Source organism: Vibrio paucivorans, assembly GCF_054053395.1.
The window spans coordinates 1,211,469-1,230,814 of the sequence record NZ_CM133230.1; the positions used below are offsets into that span (position 1 = coordinate 1,211,469).

Annotated in this window: 15 protein-coding genes and 3 pseudogenes; 16 read left to right on the forward strand and 2 right to left on the reverse strand. The window is 37.5% G+C overall.

The window, feature by feature from the left end; all coding sequences use genetic code 11:
* Positions 1-28: 28 nt before the first annotated feature.
* The 4 genes and pseudogenes from metE to tnpC form a co-directional block, all read left to right on the forward strand.
* Positions 29-2,077: pseudogene (gene metE, locus ACXABW_RS05705) on the forward strand (5-methyltetrahydropteroyltriglutamate--homocysteine S-methyltransferase); the annotation flags it as partial.
* Positions 2,078-2,162: 85 nt separating this feature from the next.
* Complete coding sequence (tnpA, locus tag ACXABW_RS05710) at positions 2,163-2,504, forward strand: IS66 family insertion sequence element accessory protein TnpA (protein ID WP_457524461.1); 342 nt, start codon at positions 2,163-2,165, stop codon at positions 2,502-2,504.
* Positions 2,501-2,848 carry an IS66 family insertion sequence element accessory protein TnpB gene (tnpB, locus tag ACXABW_RS05715; protein WP_105065621.1) on the forward strand — a complete coding sequence of 116 codons (348 nt, stop codon included), beginning with the start codon at positions 2,501-2,503 and terminating at the stop codon, positions 2,846-2,848. The genes tnpA and tnpB overlap by 4 nt, the downstream gene beginning before the upstream one ends.
* Before the next feature lie 125 nt (positions 2,849-2,973).
* A pseudogene (gene tnpC / locus ACXABW_RS05720) lies at positions 2,974-4,475 on the forward strand (IS66 family transposase).
* An 84-nt stretch (positions 4,476-4,559) separates the two neighbouring features.
* On the opposite strand, the pseudogene ACXABW_RS05725 reads toward tnpC, so the two are convergent.
* Positions 4,560-5,183: pseudogene (locus ACXABW_RS05725) on the reverse strand (AarF/UbiB family protein); the annotation flags it as partial.
* 757 nt (positions 5,184-5,940) lie between these two features.
* Here ACXABW_RS05725 and ACXABW_RS05730 point away from each other — a divergent pair.
* Both ACXABW_RS05730 and ACXABW_RS05735 read left to right on the forward strand, forming a co-directional pair.
* Positions 5,941-6,657 (forward strand): helix-turn-helix domain-containing protein, encoded by a 717-nt coding sequence (locus tag ACXABW_RS05730; RefSeq protein ID WP_457524463.1) that lies wholly within the window; start codon positions 5,941-5,943, stop codon positions 6,655-6,657.
* Complete coding sequence (locus tag ACXABW_RS05735) at positions 6,641-7,078, forward strand: hypothetical protein (RefSeq protein ID WP_457524465.1); 438 nt, start codon at positions 6,641-6,643, stop codon at positions 7,076-7,078. The genes ACXABW_RS05730 and ACXABW_RS05735 overlap by 17 nt, the downstream gene beginning before the upstream one ends.
* An 803-nt stretch (positions 7,079-7,881) precedes the next feature.
* Here ACXABW_RS05735 and ACXABW_RS05740 read toward each other — a convergent pair.
* Complete coding sequence (locus tag ACXABW_RS05740; RefSeq protein WP_457524466.1) at positions 7,882-9,396, reverse strand: lytic polysaccharide monooxygenase; 1,515 nt, start codon at positions 9,394-9,396, stop codon at positions 7,882-7,884.
* A gap of 455 nt (positions 9,397-9,851) precedes the next feature.
* Between ACXABW_RS05740 and ACXABW_RS05745 the strand changes: the two genes are divergently transcribed.
* From ACXABW_RS05745 to ACXABW_RS05790, 10 genes are all read left to right on the forward strand, one after another.
* Positions 9,852-10,975, forward strand: a protein-coding gene (locus tag ACXABW_RS05745) for an IS3 family transposase (RefSeq protein ID WP_457524468.1) whose coding sequence is annotated in 2 segments (ribosomal slippage) — positions 9,852-10,116 and positions 10,116-10,975 — 1,125 coding nt in all. Because the reading frame shifts where the segments join, the coding sequence is not laid out codon by codon here.
* Positions 10,976-12,133: 1,158 nt separating this feature from the next.
* Positions 12,134-12,361: a Flp family type IVb pilin gene (locus ACXABW_RS05750; protein ID WP_457524470.1), complete on the forward strand. Its 228-nt coding sequence runs from the start codon at positions 12,134-12,136 to the stop codon at positions 12,359-12,361.
* Between the two features lie 117 nt (positions 12,362-12,478).
* The gene (locus tag ACXABW_RS05755) at positions 12,479-12,811 is read left to right on the forward strand and encodes a hypothetical protein (RefSeq protein ID WP_457524957.1); all 333 of its coding nucleotides are present in this window, start codon (positions 12,479-12,481) and stop codon (positions 12,809-12,811) included.
* On the forward strand, positions 12,808-13,551 hold the full coding sequence (locus ACXABW_RS05760; protein WP_457524472.1) for a hypothetical protein: 744 nt from the start codon (positions 12,808-12,810) through the stop codon (positions 13,549-13,551). Before ACXABW_RS05755 ends, ACXABW_RS05760 begins: the two co-directional genes overlap by 4 nt.
* Positions 13,551-14,852: a type II and III secretion system protein family protein gene (locus ACXABW_RS05765; protein WP_457524473.1), complete on the forward strand. Its 1,302-nt coding sequence runs from the start codon at positions 13,551-13,553 to the stop codon at positions 14,850-14,852. The genes ACXABW_RS05760 and ACXABW_RS05765 overlap by 1 nt, the downstream gene beginning before the upstream one ends.
* Position 14,853: 1 nt before the next feature.
* Positions 14,854-15,294 carry a hypothetical protein gene (locus tag ACXABW_RS05770; protein ID WP_457524474.1) on the forward strand — a complete coding sequence of 147 codons (441 nt, stop codon included), beginning with the start codon at positions 14,854-14,856 and terminating at the stop codon, positions 15,292-15,294.
* A complete protein-coding gene (locus ACXABW_RS05775) occupies positions 15,272-16,393 on the forward strand; it encodes a hypothetical protein (RefSeq protein WP_457524475.1) in 1,122 nt (373 codons plus the stop codon). The genes ACXABW_RS05770 and ACXABW_RS05775 overlap by 23 nt, the downstream gene beginning before the upstream one ends.
* 1 nt (position 16,394) lies before the next feature.
* Positions 16,395-17,633, forward strand: coding sequence for a CpaF family protein (locus ACXABW_RS05780; RefSeq protein ID WP_457524476.1), 1,239 nt, complete (start codon positions 16,395-16,397; stop codon positions 17,631-17,633).
* Entirely contained in the window at positions 17,623-18,537 is a 915-nt protein-coding gene (locus ACXABW_RS05785) for a type II secretion system F family protein (RefSeq protein WP_457524478.1), read from the forward strand. The genes ACXABW_RS05780 and ACXABW_RS05785 overlap by 11 nt, the downstream gene beginning before the upstream one ends.
* Positions 18,534-19,346 carry a type II secretion system F family protein gene (locus ACXABW_RS05790; RefSeq protein WP_457524480.1) on the forward strand — a complete coding sequence of 271 codons (813 nt, stop codon included), beginning with the start codon at positions 18,534-18,536 and terminating at the stop codon, positions 19,344-19,346. Before ACXABW_RS05785 ends, ACXABW_RS05790 begins: the two co-directional genes overlap by 4 nt.

Sequence of the window (19,346 nt, forward strand, 5' to 3'; positions counted from 1 at the left end):
CGCTAACAACTCGATAAGGACTAGGGACATGACGACAACCACACATATTTTAGGCTATCCACGTATTGGCGAGCACAGAGAACTTAAATTTGCGTTGGAACAATATTGGCGCGGCGAGATTGAACAATCGGAGCTTCAACATGTGGGAGCACAATTACGACACAAGAACTGGCAAACGCAGTCAGATGCGGGGCTGAGTTTTTCCACGGTAGGTGATTTTGCATGGTATGACCATGTACTGACCACGACTTTACTGTTAGGCCATGTGCCAAAGCGCCATAGTGCAGGTGTTCCAGATTTAGATACGTTATTTAGAGTAGGGCGAGGCCAATCTCAAGCCGATTGTGGTTGCAGTGGCAGTGCTGCATCAGACATGACGAAATGGTTCAACACCAACTATCACTACATCGTTCCAGAGTTCAGCCAAGACGATAGTTTTGAAGTCAGTTGGCCGCAGCTTTTCGAAGAGGTGAGTGAGGCGGTAAAAGCAGGGAATAAAGTAAAACCGGTACTACTAGGGCCAGTAAGTTACCTATATCTTGGCAAAGAAGTAGAGCAAGGCTTTGACCGTTTGACCTTGTTACCGCGTTTGCTAACTGCTTATCAGGCGATCTTAGCGAAGCTGGCGCAGCAAGGTGTAGAGTGGGTACAAATTGATGAGCCCATCCTGAGCTTGCAACTAGAAGACCATTGGCTGGATTCGTTTAAGCTTGCCTACCAAGTGATTCAAGGTGATGTGAAGTTGCTTTTGACCACGTACTTTGATTCTGTCGACGATTCGTTGGACAAGATCCTTTCTCTACCTGTGAATGGGCTACATATCGATTTAGTGTCATCCCCTAATCAGCTTGAGCATGTCGCTGCTAAATTGCCTGACACATGGGTTTTGTCCGCGGGTGTTATCAATGGTCGCAATGTTTGGCGGGCAGACTTAAACAAGCAGTTAGCGGCTCTTCAGCCCGTAAAACAGAGGCTTGGTGAAAGGCTCTGGGTTGGCAGCTCATGCTCACTACTTCATAGCCCAGTCGACTTAGAGCTCGAAAAGACGCTTCCAGGTGATACTCGAAGTTGGTTCGCGTTTGCGAAACAAAAAGTCCAAGAAGTCGCATTGTTAGGTAAGGCATTGGATGGCGATAAAGAGGCGCTTGATGCCTGTCATGCTTATAGCCAGCCTATTTTTGAGCGTAAAACAAATCAGCAAGTTAACAAGCCTCAGGTCCAGTTGCGGGTAAACAGCATCACTCAAATATTGGCTGAGCGCAGTGCGCCTTATGCCGAACGCGCTAGCTACCAAGCTGATGTACTAGGGCTGCCATTATTGCCGACCACGACCATTGGTTCTTTCCCTCAAACTGGTGAAATCCGAACCCAACGTAGTGCATTTCGAGCAGGTCAGTTGTCCGAGGAGGATTATACCCAAGCCATAAAACGACATATTGCAGATGCAGTCGAGCGTCAGGAAGCATTAGATCTGGATGTCTTGGTCCATGGAGAGGCAGAACGTAACGATATGGTTGAGTATTTTGCGGAGAATCTTGCGGGCTTCCAAACGACTAAGTTTGGTTGGGTACAAAGTTATGGATCTCGCTGCGTAAAGCCCGCTATTGTCGTGGCTGATATTGAGCGAGAAAAACCGATCACCGTAGAGTGGTCGACTTATGCACAATCGCTAACTTCAAAACAAATGAAAGGGATGCTGACCGGGCCAGTTACCATTTTATGTTGGACATTCCCTCGTGAAGATATCTCACGAAAGGAGATTGCGCAGCAGCTCGCGTTTGCCCTGCGTGACGAAGTGTCTGACTTGCAAGATGCGGGTATCAACATTATCCAAATCGATGAGCCAGCTATCCGTGAAGGCTTGCCACTGAAAAAGCGTGATCACCAAGCATATTTGGATTGGGCGGTGGAGAGTTTCAAAATATCAGCGGCAAGTGCTAAGCCTGAAACTCAGATCCACACTCATATGTGCTATAGCGAATTTAACGAAATTATCGACTCAGTAGCAGCGTTGGATGCAGATGTGATTACCATTGAAACCTCTCGTTCTAATATGGAGCTGCTGAAAGCGTTTGAAGGTAAGCTGGCGGTAAACCCCATCTAAAAATCCCACTCCAAATTCGATATGGTCATGGCTTCCAATATCTTAAAAGGGATCAGCAATGCCAAGACCTATCCGTACCAGAACTGATGAAGAGTGGGCGACGATGATTCGAACTCAGCGTGAAAGCGGCTTGTCCGTCGCTAAGTTTTGTCATCAGAACAACATTAACCAACAAGCATTCTATCGCCATCGTAATCGCATTGAACTAAAAATCTTACAAGAAGGTGTCGAAGAATTTGTTAAGGTCAATGCAAGTCATGAAGCTTCACATGATGTCCCATCCCCCCTTATCGATTGCACGTCATCCATTTCTTTGACGATTGGCCACATCAGCATCAGTCTTTGTGATCGAACTTCACCTCTGTGGGTTGCACAGCTTATTCGTGAGGTGAATGCGTGAAGACATTCTCTGAATTTGACCAACTTTACCTCTACCCAGTACCTGTCGATTTTCGTAAATCCATCGACGGCTTAGCTTACCTAGTCGAGCAAACCATGATGCTTGACCCATTCCAGTCTGCGCTTTTCGTCTTCTGCAATAAGTCGAAGGATAAAGTGAAAGCGCTGTACTGGGATAGAACTGGCTTCGCATTGTGGTACAAACGGTTAGATCGCGACCGATTCCGTTGGCCGACAAAAGGCACGAAAACACTAACGTTAGCGCCTCATGAGCTGAACGCATTACTCGCTGGTTTTTCTTTATCTGGTCACCGTGCTGTACTCGTTGAAAGCCTTATGGAATAAGGCTCAAACTTCAACAGAACCAACCAGTTAACAGTTGATTTCATGGTATAATTCATACCATGAAAACGACGAATGATTCTCTCACTAATCACTTAAAATCTCAGCATACTCTTCACGAGCTTGAGATGACGATTGCCACGCTTGTCTCAGAGCGAGATGAAGTGGCTGCTGAGCGAGATGAAGTGGCTGCTGAGCGAGATGAATTTAAACATCGTTACTACCAAGTGCTTGAAGAGCTACGTTTAGCTCGACATCATCGTTTTGGCGCAAGCTCTGAGGTCGATACTGGTCAAGGTGAACTTTTTGATATTGAAGACGAGCCTGTTGAAGCTGAGTCAACCACTGAACCTTCATTAGAAACAGGTAAAACTCGTCGCAACCCCAAACGCCAACCCTTATCGAAAGACTTACCCAGAGTTGTAATTCGCCATGAGCCAGAGGAAACATGTTGTCCGGATTGTGGTGATGAGCTCCATACCATTGGGGAAGACATTTCTGAGAAGTTGGTCTTTATCCCAGCTAAAGTTGAAGTTGAGCAACATATTCGACCTAAGTGTGTCTGCCGTCATTGCGAGCAACAAGGTGAATCAACCGTCATCTATCAAGCCTCTATGCCTGCAACAGTATTCCCTAAAAGCTTTGCAACACCAAGTCTCGTTGCTCAGGTCATCGCCATGAAATTCCAATATGGCTTGCCGTTAACTCGCATTGCGTCGCTATTTGGTGATTGGGGTATTGATATCAGTCGTCGAACACTGGCTGACTGGGGTATTCAAGGAGCGGAGATTTTAGAGAGTGTTTGGACACACCTTCGAAGCCACCTGCTTAAAGAAAGTGCTCTTAATGCAGACGAAACGCCTGTCAAAGTAGTGGATAGTGACAAGAGCAAAACCTATATGTGGGTGTATTGCTCAGGTACCGATGGCCCAGAGCCTCCAACCTATAACGAAAACGCCCACAATATTGTCTTGTATGACCATCAAATGGGCCGTTCAGGTCAGTATGCTTCTCTGTTTCTTGATGGATATCAGGGTTATCTGCATGTTGATGGTTACAAAGGTTATCATGATACGGAGGCTACTCTCGTGGGTTGCTGGGCTCACGCACGCCGTAAATTTATCGATGCCCAGAAAGTGCAAGGTAATGACTAAGGTGGTGTTCGTGTTGCGTTAACTCACATCAAAAAGCTCTATCGCACAGAAGCTTTGCTCAAAGAGCGTAATAGCTCAGCGACAGAGCGATACAATGAACGTCAAACTAGCTCAAAAGCGGAACTGAAGAAGTTTAAAAAGTGGTTGGATAAGACGGTACTTCGTATTTCCAAACAAAGTGCTTTAGGAAAGGCGGTTCATTACACATTGGGTCAGTGGGATAAACTGATGCGCTATATTGACGATGGCCGACTTAGCATCGATAACAACAGAGGCGAGCGAGCCATTCGTCCGTTTGTGGTTGGACGGAAGGCGTGGTTATTTACTAAAAGTGAGCGTGGTGCCCGTAGCAGTTGCATCTTGTATAGCTTAGTTGAGACCGCTAAGGCGAATGGCTTGCACCGGCAGAGTATCTGACCTATTGTTTTGAGCGACTGGCAGTCGAACCCGATAATTTAGAAGCGCTGATGCCATGAAACATCAAAGACTTACAATCCGCTGAGTAGGAAAGAAACGGAAGGCTAATCACCTTCCGTTTTTTATTGCAATAGGGTGTTTACCGCCAGCTTACGGTAATTGGCTTCGGCATGCAGTTGCTTCTTAGCTTCGTCCAATAGCCCTTGGTAATCAACACCCTTTGGGATAAGGCCGATAAGGTTTAACAGGGTACCCACGTTATCTACGTCACTATCTATGCTCTTGCGAATGCCAGGGTACTGCACCTTTACCGCGAGCTTAGTGCCATCGTCGGCGTGGGCTTGATGAACTTGTCCAATGGAAGCGCTAGCGATTGGTCTGAAATTAAACTCGATAAAATGGCTTTGCCAGTCACTGCCCAGCTGCTCTGTAAGGACTTGCGACAGCTGCTTAGCCGGCATTGGGGTAGCGTCGGAACGCAGACGTGCGAGGATGTGTGCAAGCTCTGGACTGATAAGGTCTCCTGCATCCATAGACAGCAATTGGCCTACCTTCATTGCTGCGCCGCGCAGATGTGCCAGTTGGTCAGCGATACGCTTTGCGTTTGCAGGCGTTAGCAGTAGGTCCTTGGCTTTTGGGCGCTTGCCTTGTACTAGCTGCTTGGCACCCTCTGTCACCATTGCACCACCAACGCGAGTCGCCAGCGAGGCTATCTTGCTAAATCGAGAGATGGGGTGTGTGGGAACCTTGCTTTCGGGAGCTGCCATTTCAAAATCTCTTGTTTAAGTCCTTCAGCATCATACGTAATTTGCGGTATCCATGCTCAGTTGTTTCTTAAATGAGCTGAGATCTCTTATTAAGATGAATGTTTGAACCTGATCATATCTTTCTTTCAATTGCAGAGAATTGGGGGCTAATCTGCGGTTTTGTAGTAGATAGCCTTAATTATTTATCTATTTTATTTTATTTTATTTTATGTTTATTTTGTTGATATTGAGCTATGAAACGGAAAGTAAGAGTAAAATTAGTTAGGTGAATAATGTTAAATGCCTATTTTTAGTTTGTTTATATGATGTAGAATTAGTGTTTAAAATGGCATATAGGCATCAAGGAACCGGGAGTTTGGTTGCAGACTAGGCGGGAAGCATTTTTCAGGTGAATGTTATCTATTTACTGATTAACTAGGTTTTCGTTATGGTACGGCATCCATATCACTCTTCTAAATGTGTTCCCCTGTATATCATTGGCTGTGCTTATGCTTGGTGGCTTTAGTTATTGTTTAGTTGAATGTTGGATCTTTGGTGAAATATAAATGTAACAAAACTGATTTAACTTAACTATTTAGAAATGGTCAGCAATGATTATAATTTAGTTGTATGTTAATTCATTGGGAATAAAACGATGATGGTCGTTTGTTTCACTAAGTTATTTATAATTAACTCTAGTGTACTTTGATTCATTCTTTAACTACAAGCTTATTTAAGGAAGATATCGATGCTATAAAGACCATGGAGGTGTATTTTTATGGTTAATGACATTAACAAAGAAAATTTTTTTGTTGATAATAAACAGCGACTATTGTCTGGTGATAATGGAACGAATATTCAATTTACCAAGTATGAATTTAATCTTTTTTATTACTTATTGAAAAGAAAAGGTCAAGTTACTTGTACTGATTCAATAATTAATGAGGTGTGGGAATATTCAAAAATAGGTACATATCAACCAGATAGCTCAAATCTGATTCAGCTAATATCAAAAACTCGTCGGCAATTAAAACCGATTGAAAAAATAGTGGAGATTAAAAGTCAGCGTGGAGTTGGATATTATTTATCTATACATAATGGCTACAAATTCAATAATGATGAGATCAAGCGTGATAGAATAACGGACACCCCTGAAAAGTCGAAGTTAAGCAAACCGAATCTATTCACTAAAACTCGATCAATTGAAAAGCCAATTAAAATAAATAAATTTAAACTGATGATTATCGGAGTAATTTATCTTCTAGTTCTATCTTTTATTTGGATGTTCTTAAATAAAAAGGTGCATTACTACCCTGATCTGACTTTAGATAAAGATAAAATAATACTGTTATCGAAAAAGTGTAATGTTAGTGAGAAGATAATAATTACTAACGATAAGATTAAGTGTGATGAACTACATCACTTTAAATTCAAAAGTAACAAGTTATATATTCTAAGTAAATCAAATGGTAATGTATATGCCACATCGAAGTAATAATGTAAAGTTATTTTCATTTTTTGTTTTTATATGCTTGGGGGGAGTTGTTTTGGTCGCTCTGACTAATAATTATTACTCTTCCAATCGTTTGTCAGGAAATATAAGATCTATCAATTCTGTTAACTTTAAATATGTTGTGTTTGTCTTAGATTCAAATAAGTTAATAGTAGACTCTAACGTTACATTTCGAGGTGAATTATATAATTACACTCGAATGTTAGAGTTTGATAGACTTGATCAAAATACCTATGTTACAAATGAAATAGGCTTTATCACAAGTCGAGCGGAGATTGATGATAAAATATTAAATGATGATTTTTTCAAATCAGTCCAAAAAATTCATTTATTTAGCTTGGGAAATGATTCAGTCGTATTTGAATCAAATAACAAGATGCTGATTTTATTTAAGGATCGTTGACCTTTACCTGTGAGTGTATGTCGTATCGGTTTGATGAGCATTTAAGTTTAGGCTGATTGCATTACGTAATTAACGAACGGGTGGTAGGTAATTTAGTGAACGATATGGTTGTAATGACGGAGCCATAATTCAACCTCCCCTTGCGTCTCGAAGGCTCAAAGTAGTGTTGATTCAAGCCTTCGTTTCTGAATTTAGACCTTAGACACAAAGACTATCTAGATAGAAATCGTCTACGACATCCAAAACTTGAAACTGACATCCGTTGTTCACGACCGTTCGGTCATTTTTAGAAAATCATGCAGTAGTAAATAACCCTGGCGTAAATACTTAGCCATAAGAATTGTTAGTCGTTCTCGTAATGCACCATCAGCCGTTTCTTTGGACGATATCGATAAGCGGTCTACAGGTACTTACCAGGTTTAAGATTTGAGTCGTTCGTTGCTACATAAATGCCGTTTAGTCGTTTGTCACCACTTTTTTGAACCAATTGTTTTGTAGCTTCTACTTCTAGCCGCTTTTTGATTGCATTAATTTTGTAGCTGTAGCTGTAGCTGTAGCTGTGCTGTAGCTTTGGAAGGCGATTGGCTTCATTGATTTGGCATCAGTGTATTACTTACCAGTAGCATAGACTTCCACACCAATTTTATGCTGATTTTGCGCTTTGATGATTTTTTCTTTGTGTCTGTTTCTCCATCTTGAGCTCTCCTTTGTTTCTAGTGGATTGGAAATATCATCGAGGTCATGGTGTCAGCTCAGGAGAAGAGGTTAAAAAAAGCTGCCTGAAAACAGGCAGCTAATATCAATTAATCAACTTTTCGCCATTGTTGATCGATCCAGTTTGGGTCAATGGCAACCCCAGGTAAGTAAGCCTCATCATTACAATGGGCTGCCCACGGGCCGTAGCATTGGTAGATGCCTTGGTCGTTGAACTTTACAATATCGCCGTCTACATAGTTTCCAAAACCATCTGGATATACATAATCAAACTCTTCATTTTGGTCGGAAACTACAGAAAACTCATAGTTTGTTTGCTCTAAGGCACCATCTACTCGGCTAGTCAAACGAACGGTATATTCACCTAGTTCTGTTACTTGTAAAGAAACGGGTGCGTCAGTTGTTCCTGAAACCACTTGGTGAGGATGAGAGGCGCCAACGGCTTTCATAATGACAGTAAAGTCGTAAATATCTTGTTGACCATTTTCAACTTTGACTTGAACTGGAATTGATAAGGTTTCTCCTTCGGATAGCTCATACTGAGATTCGCTGTTGATCCAAATAACTGAGGTATCGTTACCATCTTGTTCTAGCTTTTCTACTAAATGTGACCATTTATCGCTCACATAGTGTATATAGTTTTTAGCTGGATCCTCGTTTAATTCAACGTCTCCATTATCATTAAGCACACCTACCTGAACAAACTTTGAAATCACAGGGCTTTCATTGATAGCGCGTGCCAAATCTAGTTTCCAAAGATCATCATTTTCGTTGTAAGAATTGATATCCTGAAGTACTTCAAACTCTTCTAAATTGCTGTGCATTAGCCGAGCTTTAACTTGATCACCAGCTACAACATCGAAATCTTCTGTTGCAAAGGCTTCGCTTTTTACCCATGGGGAATCGTCTGGCCCAGGTGTTGGGTTATGTTCACCAACAACGACATTGGCACAGCTATAAAAAGCTTCTGGACTATCCCAAATATCCGATGGAGGTGCACCTAATACTTCATGGTGAGTGTGATTTACATCCGGACGTTGCCATACCTGATAGATGATATGTTTTCCGGTTTTACCTTCAGGCCATCGTACTCGAAAAGTTTCAGTTGCTTGAGGTTCTTCTCCATATCCATCAATCACAGTTAAGCGTTCAAGATCGTCCCAGGTTAATATTTGTGTATCAGGATCAAAGCCATCACGCGTTACAAATATATCCCAGTACCAAGTACGATGTGGCGCAGTATGATTATAGATAATCTCAAATTCACCGTGTTCATTGATTTCTAGCTCAGTGGTGTATCGCTTTTCACTGGGTACATCTAATACTGAATAGTCGCCTCCTTTTGATGCAGAGCACAACTGGCCATCAGCAATGACCGCTTTATGATCGCCACCTGGAGTGTTGTTTATTTCGTTTTTTTGATTTGATACTGTGCTATTACATAGATTTGGATCAGTTGTACTACCTTTAAAGCAACTGTTTGCATAGTCTTGCGGATATTCCATATATCCATGTGCAGATGCGGGAGATATGTAAGCTCCGCTAAATATTGCAGCTGAAAGTAAGCCTATTTCAAATGCAAGCCTTTTTTTTGTTAGTTTCATTTTCAATTCCTGCTTTTTCTAATTTTCGTAGTCATTATTCAATCTAACATGGTTATTTTTGTGAAATGTAAAATATTTTTATATTAAACTGATTTATTTACTTGGTAATATATAACTATCTAGCAAAATAAAAGTAGTTAAAATTAAAATACCAAAGTAGAACACCGTGACTGATAAATAAAAGAAGTATAAAAGTTTGACTGATGGTAGAGTTAGATTAAAATATTCAAACTCAATTATATTAAGCTATCTTCAATGTGAGGTGAGTTCAATGTTAATAATATTTTTAATATCTTTATGTTTTGCTAGTTTAGTTTTAATTATTTAATATATTACCGACACCGACACCGACACCGACACCGACACCGACACCGACAGAAGTGGCCCCCAATTTTCGGACATGACTTTAAGTGATTGATCTGTTGTGATAGTACCCAGAAACATTGGAACAGATTATGACTAGAAAACGTAGAAACCACTCTCCTGAATTTAAAGCTAAGGTGGCATTAGCGGCTGCTAAAGGTGACAAAACGGTCGCTGAGTTGGCTCAAAAATACAACCTTCACGCGAACCAAATCTCTACATGGAAAAAGGAGCTGCTAGAAAATGCAGCTATGATTTTTGCTTCTGAAAGTCAGTTGAGCAGAGATAACACCGAAGAAGTGGACAAGCTTCATGCCAAGATCGGTCAGTTGACCATGGAAAATGATTTTTTGGCTAGAGTGCTCGGTCGTTAGACCGAGCCCAGCGAAAACTTTCGCTGGTTAAATCCACACCATTGCCAATTAAACGCCAATGTGAACTGCTCAATATTGCTCGTTCAACGGCTTACTATCAGCCTATCGGACTCTCCGTTGAGGAAATTGAATTACGCCGTATCATCGACGAAATTCACCTTCAGTATCCCTTCATGGGGAGTAGACGCGTTCGAACTGAGTTGGCAAAAAAGGGGCATAACGTTAATCGTAAACGCGTCATTCGGCTCATGCGCGATATGGGCATTGGAGCGATTTACCCCAAACCAAAAACGACACTGGCAAACAAAGCACACAAGGTTTACCCCTATCTGTTGCGTAATGTTGAAGTCACTTACCCGAACCAAGCGTGGGCGATTGATATCACCTACATCCCAATGGCTAAAGGGTTCCTGTACTTAGTTGCCATTATTGACTGGTATAGCCGTAAAGTATTGTCCTGGCGGCTATCTAACACTATGGATACGAGCTTTTGTATCGAAGCTCTTGAGGAAGCGCTTAAGCATTATGGACCGCTAGATATCTTCAACTCAGATCAAGGCAGTCAGTTTACTAGCTCTGAGTTCACACAGAAATTAGCTGATCATGGTGTACGGATTAGCATGGATGGAAAAGGTCGCTGGGTCGACAACGTTTTTATCGAACGATTATGGCGTAGCCTGAAATATGAGGAGGTTTACTTAAAAGCTTACACGACAACGCGTGAAGCCGAGCTTGAAATCGGTAACTACATGGTGTTTTATAATGAAGAGCGTAACCATCAAGGACTCAATGACCTCACTCCTGATGAAGCCTACTTCGGCAGGCAAAGATACGCTGCATAAGCTAGATCAACCACTTAAGAAATTAGCTTATGTGTCCAACCATTGGGGTCCACTTCTTACTTTCTAGATGACACTCTTCATAGCTAGAGCTTTCATCAAACTTTCTCATTCTTAGCTTCATCGAACTCTACTTCTTCCCAATTGCGTAATGTTTATGATTAACCTTGCTTTTCTCCGTGAGGTGATGACTTGTACGTATATCGTATTTACTTTGAAGCCGAGGTTCATTGCTAAGAGCATTAGTAATCTTCGGTATGTCATAGTGCTGGTTCAAAGAGCGGTAATGATAGTTCTTCATTGAATGGAGCTAATTTACCAAAAATGTGGCGATAGCTATCTAGTAGTACTCATTAGTAGTTGCCACTTAGCAGTGATCCATCAGCTTGTGTTCAAGAATGTTCTATGAAGTTGCGGCATGGAATCAACGCGTGGGACTAGATTCGTAATCGAACAGAAAACGAGAGTTGCTAAATGTTTCTTTCTTCTAACTAGATAACTTAAAGCCTTATTATTGAAATTAGAGCATCCCGGATGCTCGGCTAAATCTCGCTTTTTGCATGTGACAGAAATGAGAAATGAAACTGAAAACAAGATAATGGAATACCATACATCTTAACCCTTTTTCATAATTTGCAGACATATGCAACTTCTAGTGGTTATCTCTAGATTTCCATTGTGTAAAGCAATCAATACGCAAAAGTAAGAGAAATGATAGCTAATTGGCTTTTTTGATGTTTTAAGTCCATTTTTTAATAATTCTTTTTTAAATCAATAGCTTAAGTGATTTGTGACTATTTGTGTCTGCATATATATCAGGTTCATTTTCTGGTAGGACCAAAATGAAAGGTATTAGTTAGGGTGGTTTTTAATCTTGCTATCGGTCAAATAATCAAAATTAAAGACTTTCAATAGCTCAATTAATGGTATATTTACCTGCTCAAGTGTGATTCGCGATAAACTAATAATGTTCTTGTATTGTTATTTTTGATTTATTAATTTTATTTTTAAGTAAATTTTAATCGCGGTAAGTACATTAAGTTACGTACCTCAGAGCAAGGTGCTATGTGACGAGTTAAGTGGAAATATCAATTTGATGATGATTGTGGGTATTACACATGTACTTAACATTTTATTGGCCGGAAAACACTAGGAGTAATTATGTTCAATGCAATGGCTTTTAAAAAAATGACCAAAAATATAGTAGCTGATGAAGAAGGGGTAACCGCTATTGAGTATGGATTAATAGCTATCGCCATGGCAGCGCTATTAAGTGTTGTCATGGCTTCTGATGGCGGTTTCGTTACTGCATTAGAAGATGCTTTTCAGGCGATAGCAGATATGCTGAATGACTTTTCGGCAGGAATCGGAGCAGGTGGTGGCAAATAGTGTGCCATCATAACTAAGCGCGATTGATACTCTCATAAAAAGAAAAGAGGTGTAGATATTTACGCTATTCTAATATTTATCTGCTTATATGATATTAGACATAGGAAAATACTAAACATCGCTTGTGTAGCAATAATTATTAATACTTTGTTAGTTGGCGATGTTTATTTGACAGGAAGCGGAATGTTGATTTCGTTTGCTTTTTTTCTTTATGTGTTAGGTTTCTTTGCGGGAGGAGACTTTAAGCTTATATCAGTGTTATCTTTAAATATCCCTATTGAAAGTGTCCCAGGTTTTATAATCGATATGTTTTTAATTGGCGGGATACTTTCTCTACTATATCTTATTAAAAATAAATTAATGTCTAATGTTGGCAGAGGCGTCCCTTACGGGGTCGCAATTTCATTAGCATATGTATTAGTACAACATAGTTTGGTTGAGGCTACATGAAAAAGCGTGTATATTTTTTTACGCTATTAGTATTGATTTTTATCTCATACAAGATGTTCTTTGAACAAAATAATGATGACAAGAATATAGCAACAAAAAAAATAAAAACTAAAGAAGAGATTGTTCGAGTATTATCGCTAAAAAAGGATGTGTCTAAAGGACAAATAATTGATAGTGAACATTATCAAGAGCTTGATATTGAAAAGTCAGAAGTTAAAAAAACCTTAATGGTGAAGGAGGGTTATGTATTTATATCCAGAAAAGACCTGACTAACGGCGATATTATCACATCTGAAAATACTGAGACGCTGAGCAAAGAAGAAGCTATTTCAAAAGTATTTGGCAATCAAAAAAAATTAAAGCTCTATAGGTTAGAGTTAAGTAGGGATGGAGATATTAGTTATATTGGCCAAGACTATAAAGCATTCACTAGAGTTGATTTGATAGGGATAGCAACGAATTCTTCAGATTTATCAGGAAATAAGCCTTTAAAAAAAGATTTTGATGATATAAAGATTGAACTGATAGCTAAAGATGTATTACTGGATAATTCTAAAGTGAATGAAAATAAAATAACATATGACTTATACTTGACCTCAAAACAATATAACAAGCTTATATTGGCGAATAAATTTATGGACGTTCATGTTATACCCAATGATAAAACTTATGATGGTATGTATCTTGATGCTAAGGATATCATGAAAAAGTCCAAAAATATAAAGGAGTTTAGAGGCTAATGAAGCTGTTTATTTTGTTAGTGACCATGATCTGCTCTAACTTATTATTCGCGAAAGAGCTAGAAGTTAATGATGCATTTCCATTGCGAATAAACAATGCAATAGATACTGTTTTTGTTACTGATAGCGATATTTTAGATTATAAAGTTATTGATGAGAATAATATAATAATTTACTCAAAAAAGCCTGGAAAATCTAAGGTTATGGTATATGGGAATAATGGTGTGGTCTATAGCCAATATTTTAAAGTTTATATAGATACCGATGATCTAGAGAATAAGATAAAGAAACTGTACCCATCTTCTAACGTCTCTATTGAGCAATATGGGGAGTCAATTGCCGTTAGGGGAATAGTTGATGATATAGCTCAAAGAGACAGTGTTTATGAACTAGTTGCCAAATATAACAACCTTAGGCTGGTTGATAAATATGGGGAAAGTGACGACTCGTTCGGAGAAAGCGTAATAGAAGATGCGATCGAAGTATCTGACAATGAAATAACGTTTTCGAAGAACTATACCTACGAAAATCTAATTGAAGACTTGGAAGTTAAAACACTAACGCAAGTTAATGTAAAAGTTGTTATTGCAGAAGTAAATAGAGAATTAACGGATACTTTAGGTATTGATTGGTCGACATCTGGTAATGCAGCTGGTCAATTCGAATTTAACACAATTGATGCTAGTGAACTATCGGCATTAGTTTATGCAATGTCTGATGAAAGTATGGGATCCGTGTTAGCGGAGCCAAACCTTACTGTAGCGTCAGGTGAAGAAGCTTCTTTTCTTGTGGGCGGAGAAACACCTTTAATTTCGTCTTCGTCAGATGGAACAGACATCTCATTTAAAAACTTTGGTATTGGTTTGGCGATGTCAGCTAAAGTGAAAAGTGACCAAAATATAAGGTTAGTTCTGCAACCAACAGTAACCAAAATTGACCAGTTCATTGAAAATCGAGATCTAAGCGTTCCTCAATTAAGTGCAAGAAAAGTTAAAACAACCATAGAAATAAAAGATGGTGATAGCTTTATGATTGGTGGGCTATTGACCGATGAAAGTAATGAACAAAAAAGTAAGATCCCGATATTAGGTGATATACCGTTTCTAGGTGGGCTATTTAGTGGGGCATCAACTAGATCAGCTAATACCGAGGTTGTTATTGTGGCTACTGTAAATATTGTAAACCCAGTAGAACCTAAAGAATTGCAAGTACCAGAGTTCGAAAAAACGCAGAATATTGAAAGGCTATTTGAAACCAAATATAAGAATGCTGAATTATCTACAGATAGAGGGTTCTACTAATATGAAAGTACTGTATTTGATTATGTTTGCTTTTATGTTGATGGGGTGTGAGAGCAACTCATATTCAGACAATCAACATATGACCTATAGAGTCAAAGAACAAACATATAAATTCTCTTCAAAGGAAGTTGATTTATATTTAGATATGTCAAAGGACATTGATTACAAAGAATATGACCTAAAGTTTTACATCGGCAACGAATTGAATGAAAAAGAGATGATAAAAGAGGCACTACTAGAAAGTGTTTATGTTAGAGGTTCAGATATAAAGTTCATAAATGGAAAAGAGCTCTATATAGTGCAATACAATATAGATACACCTAAGTGTCCTAACTTTAAATTTCATCAAAGAAACTATGCTTTTGGGTGCTCATTAAACTCTAATTTAATGAAACAAGTCTCTTACCCTAAAAATATGAGTGAAAACAGAAATTATGATTGACTTTAGCTCATTTAAAAAAGAATCAAATCAGAATAGTGATGTGAATGATGTTTATCTTCATGGATTTGATGAAAATTATCTACCAAAGATAATTTTCATATTGGAGTCAATAAATAAGTCAATCAAGGTTAAAGTAGTAGAAAAAATTAATGATTTTCTTAATTCTCCTGGGAAGAGAATATATTTTTCTCATGAAAAAAATTCTTTTGAACTTGAAATGATCATTGATTCATTGAACGTGGGTTCGTCTTTACTAGTTATGGGTGATGATAATGATATTGTGCTGATGAAACACCTAGAATTGCTTGGTGTTCATTATATATATTCCTTGCTAGAAAAAGATAAGTTAACTTCAGAAGTTGAGTTTTTTATTAGTGGGAAACTGGAAGACAAGTATAAAAAAAGAAAGTCAAAACAAATCAATATTGTCGGTTCAACCGGATCTTCTGAAACGTCGTTCTTGGCTTACGATATGGCGAAAAATCTAGTTAAATCCAATTTGAGTGTTTTGATTATTGACTATCAGTGTGACTTTGATAACTACGTAGAAGTTACTGGTAGTAACAATCTAAAATCAAAGTCAATTGATTTTGACGCTATTGAAGTGGACTTACTGGATGTCGATAGTGCTTTAGACCTGATTATAAACCACAAAGGAATTAGCTTTCTTTCTATTAATCTTAAAAATTATACTAATAATTTCAATGTTATTTATAACAATATCAAAAAAATAGTAGATCTAATCAATGTGAAGTTTGATGTCATAATTAATGATTATCCACTGTCGATAAATATGAGTTATCATCATATTGAATTAAATGAATATGATGAAGTCTTAATCATTACTGAACCTACTATAACCGGTGTTAACTCTTCAAATACTCTATATGATGATTTAAGCAAAAAATGCTTGAATACTAGATTGATTTTTGATTGTTCGACATCAAAACGCTCTATAAATTTACAACAATCTAAGAGCTCTTCTATTTGTGATGAAATACTAACTGTTAATAATTACCCCTATCTGAATTATATTATAAATTATAGAGATTATGAAGTTAGTAAAATAGTTTCTTCATTTGTTAATATAAGGAATTGATATGCAAGATTATATAAGGTTGTTATATAATAAATTTAGAAATAATATTTATGATGGCTTGAATACTGAAGAAGTTAGTAGGTTTACTCCTGACGAATTAAAACAGGAAATTGGTAAGGCTATAAGAGTTCTGTCAAATAAAACAGGTACACAAACGACTTCTAGCGTAAGAGATACGCTAAGTGAGATATTTGTTAGTGAAATAGTGGGCTTAGGCCCACTTGAAGAATACATAACAGATCCTACTGTGTCTGACATTATGGTTAATGGCTATAAACAAATATATGTGGAGAGAGCGGGAGAAATATACCTAACAGAATCTCAGTTTATGAGCTCACAGCAATTGCTAGAAGTTGCAAAACGAATTGCTGGTAAGGTGAATAGAACCATAGATGAATCACATCCCATGGTAGATGCTCGGTTAGAAGATGGTAGTCGAATCAATATTGTTGTTGCTCCTATTAGTATTGATGGGACCCAATTGTCAATTAGAAAATTTCATAAAGATAAAGTTGATTTAAAGTCACTTGTTTTCTCAGGTATGCTTAACGAGAAACTAGCTAGAGTTTTAGCTGTTGCTACAAGATCTAAATTAAATATTATTATTTCTGGAGGTACTGGTAGCGGTAAAACAACACTTTTAAATGCTTTATCTGGTTATATAGGTGAAAAAGAGAGAATCATAACCATAGAGGATGCTGCAGAATTAAGCTTACAACAGAAGCATGTTGTAAGAATGGAAACAAAAATAAAAACCGCAGAAAGTAATTTTTCTTATGGAATTAAGGAGTTACTAATTAACTCTTTGAGAATGCGGCCGGACAGAATACTGATTGGTGAATGTCGGGGAGCTGAAGCATTTGAAATGCTACAGGCTATGAATACAGGCCATTCTGGGAGTATGTCGACTATTCATGCTAACTCCGTTTATGACGCATTGGCTCGTCTTGAGTCCATGGTGATGATGTCTAATTTAAACTTTCCAATAGAAGTTATTAGGAAAAATATAGTGTCGGCAATAGATCTGGTTATTCAAATAGAGCGGTTTCCCAATGGGAAAAGGAGAGTAATTGGAGTGTCAGAAGTCAAAGGGATAGAAGGTAATGTAATAATCTTTGATGACCTATATGACTATAATAACGGAGACGAAAAAAATAATAAGATTTCAAATCATTCTGCTTTATACCATAAATCAAGAAAATATTCATTAGAAAAAGAGTTGAGTAACTATGGAACTTAATTTTATAATAACATTCATGGTTTTGATTTGGGTATTTTATGAGTTGTATGAATATAAAAGGACACATCGTTTATTAACAAAGATAGATAAAGAAAATGATAAGTCCTTAAATGTTATAGATTCAAATAGTTTATTTTTACCTAAGGTGGGAAGGTATAACAGATTAAAGCTATCTTTATTTGACGGTATACATAGCTTTGGTTTGTCCACTCATATTGGACTGGGTCTCATCATTGTTTTACCAGTTATTGTTTCTTTATCTATTAAAGCAATCTGGTTCTCAAGTTTTGATATCTTCTGGTTTATTATTATCTTTACTATTTCGTTTATTTGGTTTTGCAATTTTATTGTTTCTAAAGGACGAACCTTCTTTTTAGAAGGGTTGGAAAATTCATTGTTAATAATATCTCAATCAGTTATTTCAGGTAAGTCTCTAATTGCTTCAATACTAATATCTTCAGAGCTGTCTAAAAATAAATCGATAAGCAAAGAACTGTTTATACTGTTTAATGATGTAGATTCTGGTAATGATATTAACTATGCAATTAGTCGTGCTATTAATAGATACATGTACAAAGAGTATGTCTTTTTCTTAGTTAATATTAGAGCTAATGTTTTATATGGTGGTGAGATAAAGCCTGTAATTAACAGTATATCAAAAACCGTAAGCAAAAATATGACAATGGAAAAGAGAAAGCTGGCATTGACATCTGAAGCAAGAATATCTTCAAAAATAGTAGCTTCTATTCCAATATTATTTTTCTTATTTATGAGATTTTTTAGGGAAGACGATTATAACTTCATTCTTAATGATTCTAATGGTGAGTGGGTCTTGATTTACGTGCTATCTAGTATTTCTATAGGTTTGCTTGTGAATTATTTCTTGTTGAAAGGAAGTGAATGATGTTTTTATCTATTGCCGATTCTATCTTTCTATTATTTATTGTTCTTTTTTTTGTTGCATTTTATCTAATTAAATACATAAAAAACGGATTGATGCTCAATCCTAAAGAATTTAAAAATAAAGTGACCGAACAAAAAAATGATTTGGGTAGCTATGAAATTTTAAAAATTATGGGGGTTAATAACCATTATGTTTTATCAAATATATTAGCAATTAAATACACTATCATTATGGTTATTTCATCGCTTATCTATTTATACGCTGGATTCACTGCCGTTTTGGTCGTATTGCCATTTTGTGTTTTTATCCCTGATGTAATTCTCAATTATTTAAGCTCTAGGTTCATAAAGTATAGTGTGAAAAATTTCCATTATATTTTAGAAATGATTTCTATTGGTATGAAAAACGGTATGACATTTGAACGTTCTCTGAATTATACCACTGAATCAGTCGCTTACTTTGACCCCAAATTATATAAGTTGTGTAACGATATGAATCTACTAATTTACACAAAGGGTATTGATATTGGATTGAGCGAATTTGAAAATAAATATCGCGATCCTATTATTAGCAATTTTTGCATGTTTATAATTCAAAGTTATAGTTCAGGCGCTTCAGTAAGTCTTATATTGGACGACTTGGCTAGCGATATAAAAGAAAGAAATCTATTAAAAGTAGAAGAAAGCATAGGAAAATTAGCGGCTAAAATGTCAATCCCTTTAATTATTTTTATTCTAATGCCTTTGGTTATACTTATCGTCGCTCCTGGTTTTATTCGGATTTTTTCAAGTCCTTTGTTAGGTATATAG

Bases quoted from the DNA above. Each gene is read 5' to 3' on its own strand.
- tnpA (WP_457524461.1), top strand. From the start codon at position 2,163: ATGCCAAGACCTATCCGTACCAGAACTGATGAAGAGTGGGCGACGATG.
- ACXABW_RS05730 (WP_457524463.1), top strand. From the start codon at position 5,941: ATGGTTAATGACATTAACAAAGAAAATTTTTTTGTTGATAATAAACAG.
- ACXABW_RS05735 (WP_457524465.1), top strand. From the start codon at position 6,641: ATGCCACATCGAAGTAATAATGTAAAGTTATTTTCATTTTTTGTTTTT.
- ACXABW_RS05740 (WP_457524466.1), bottom strand. From the start codon at position 9,396: ATGAAACTAACAAAAAAAAGGCTTGCATTTGAAATAGGCTTACTTTCA.
- ACXABW_RS05750 (WP_457524470.1), top strand. From the start codon at position 12,134: ATGTTCAATGCAATGGCTTTTAAAAAAATGACCAAAAATATAGTAGCT.
- ACXABW_RS05760 (WP_457524472.1), top strand. From the start codon at position 12,808: ATGAAAAAGCGTGTATATTTTTTTACGCTATTAGTATTGATTTTTATC.
- ACXABW_RS05765 (WP_457524473.1), top strand. From the start codon at position 13,551: ATGAAGCTGTTTATTTTGTTAGTGACCATGATCTGCTCTAACTTATTA.
- ACXABW_RS05770 (WP_457524474.1), top strand. From the start codon at position 14,854: ATGAAAGTACTGTATTTGATTATGTTTGCTTTTATGTTGATGGGGTGT.
- ACXABW_RS05780 (WP_457524476.1), top strand. From the start codon at position 16,395: ATGCAAGATTATATAAGGTTGTTATATAATAAATTTAGAAATAATATT.
- ACXABW_RS05785 (WP_457524478.1), top strand. From the start codon at position 17,623: ATGGAACTTAATTTTATAATAACATTCATGGTTTTGATTTGGGTATTT.
- ACXABW_RS05790 (WP_457524480.1), top strand. From the start codon at position 18,534: ATGATGTTTTTATCTATTGCCGATTCTATCTTTCTATTATTTATTGTT.